The sequence below is a fragment of the Microbacterium sp. genome (assembly GCF_047972865.1).
Classification (GTDB): domain Bacteria; phylum Actinomycetota; class Actinomycetes; order Actinomycetales; family Microbacteriaceae; genus Microbacterium.
Map to the genome: position 1 here is coordinate 1 of NZ_JBKEAY010000057.1, position 2,151 is coordinate 2,151.

1 protein-coding gene and 1 pseudogene are annotated in these 2,151 nt (G+C 65.5%); one reads left to right on the plus strand and one right to left on the minus strand.

All coding sequences use genetic code 11. The features are described 5' to 3' along the window. Positions 1-312 precede the first annotated feature (312 nt). A pseudogene (locus ACK5KK_RS03310) lies at positions 313-1,713 on the plus strand (IS1380 family transposase); the annotation flags it as partial. A 225-nt stretch (positions 1,714-1,938) separates the two neighbouring features. Here the strand turns inward: ACK5KK_RS03310 and ACK5KK_RS03315 are convergent. Beyond that, a partial coding sequence (locus ACK5KK_RS03315; RefSeq protein ID WP_416888669.1) for a hypothetical protein occupies positions 1,939-2,151 on the minus strand: 213 nt, incomplete at its 5' end.

Genomic DNA, 2,151 nt, shown 5'->3' on the forward strand with positions numbered 1-2,151 from the left:
AGCCTTGCCCCGGGGGAAGGTAGATCGCGCCCGAGGAGAAGTCGACCGCAAAGGCAATAATGCCGGGCACGACGAACAGGATCAAACCGAGGGCATCGAGGGCCACGACTCGCCAATCCAGTTCCCCGGTCGGCTGACCGCGACGTTCCGGATGTAGAAAGTAGCCGCAGCCGCTGGTGGAAACTCCCGCAGCCGCGGCGAGAAGGCTCTTAGCCCGGATTTCTCACCAGATTGATACGGCGAGACCGCCTCGGTCTGCGTTAAGTGTTGTGAGGCTTGAAGTTCACAGCACGCACAGGAGGCGGTCTCGTCATGACAGAGTGTACACGTCAGCCATTGCTCTTTCAGCCCCACGGCTCGCGGTCGGTCGAGGCCGCGTTTGATGGGGGCCGGATCACCTCCGACGCCGGGGCTCTGCTGCTGCGGGAGGTCGAATCGCGGCTGGGGATCATCGCCCCGTTCGCCGGGTGCTTCACCGATCATCGCGATCCCGATCGCTGCGATTTCTCGGTTCAAGAACTGCTCACCCAGCGGATCATGGGGCTGGCGCTGGGCTACGAAGACCTCGCCGATCACGATCAGCTCCGCCACGATCCGTTGCTGGCGTTGGTCTGCGGACGCCGCGACATCACTGGCCAGGACCGCCGCGAACTGGCCGATCGGGGCAAGCCGCTGGCGGGCAAGAGCACGCTCAACCGACTCGAACTCACGCCCGTCGGCGCGGACGAAGCAAGCCGCTACCAGAAGATCGTCGCGTCGATCGCCCAACTGCACGCCACGCTGGTGGACCAGTTCGTTCAGTGGCAATCACGGCAAGACGCGCCGGCGGAACTGGTGCTGGACCTCGACGCCACCGACGACCCGGTGCATGGCGATCAGCTCGGCAAGTTCTTTCACGGCTACTACGGTCATTATTGTTACCTGCCGCTGTACATGTTCTGCGGCGACTGGCCTTTGCTCGCGCTGCTGCGTCCGGCCGATCAAGATGGAGCGGCTGGCACGGTGCCGCACCTGGCGCGGATCGTGGCCCGACTCCGCGAGACGTGGCCCGACGTGCGGATCATCATTCGCGGCGACAGCGGCTTTTGTCGCGAGCCGATCATGCAATGGTGCGAAGCGAACGGTGTCCACTACCTGCTGGGATTGGCGAAGAACCCCCGTCTGAACGCCGAAATCGCGACGGAACTGGAGACCGCGCGACAGCAGTGCGAGACCACCGGCCAAGCCGCGCGAGTGTTCAAGGACTTCACCTATCAGACCCTCGATTCGTGGAGTTGCGAGCGTCGCGTGGTCGGCAAGGCGGAGCATCTGTCGAAGGGAGCCAACCCGCGGGTCGTGGTCACCAACCTGCCCGCGGACGAGATCGACGCACGCACGCTCTACGAAGAGAAGTACTGCGCCCGCGGCGAGATGGAGAACCGGATCAAGGAGCAGCAGTTGCAGTTGTTCGCGGACCGCTTGAGCTGCGAAGACCTCCGCGCGAACCAGTTGCGGCTGCTGTTCTCGACCAGTGCCGACACGCTGTGCGCCGCTGTGCGGGCGTTCGGTCTGGAGGGGACGGAACTGGCCCAGTCCGAAGCGGGAACGATCCGCCAGAAGCTGCTCAAAGTGGGAGGCCGGATCACAGTCAGTTGCCGCCGGATCGTGCTGGCCCTGTCCGAGGCGTACCCGTACCAAAGGCTGTTCGCCCAAGTGCTGAGCCAGCTCCAATCGCTGTCGCCCCTCGCCCCCTCGACACCCCGGCTGTTGCCCCTCGGGCCGATCCCCGGGCTGCCACCTCCGTAGAGCCGCCGAGAGTGTCGTCGCCCCGATGTGTGCCTGAGTTGAAACCATCCACCGCGTCGCCCAGCCCCCCCCGAGCGGCTGCCGCCGAAGGTCCGCCCCCCGCTCGCCCATCCCCCCCACGACCCGCCGCCAGCCCGCCAAACCACGCGACCATCAGTGTGGTGAGAAATGCGGGGTAGAAGCGTCCGCGGACCAGGCGGCATCGCCGGCGGACGGTCCGGTCTTGGCGTAGTACATCAGGCGGAAGGTCTTGTCCCCGCGGGCCATCACGCCATAGTCATCGGCGGCGACTACCATGTTGTGAGCCTTCGCAGCCTGCGTCGCGATCCGCAGCTCGTCACCGGCATGCTCGGCGTTGAGCGAGAC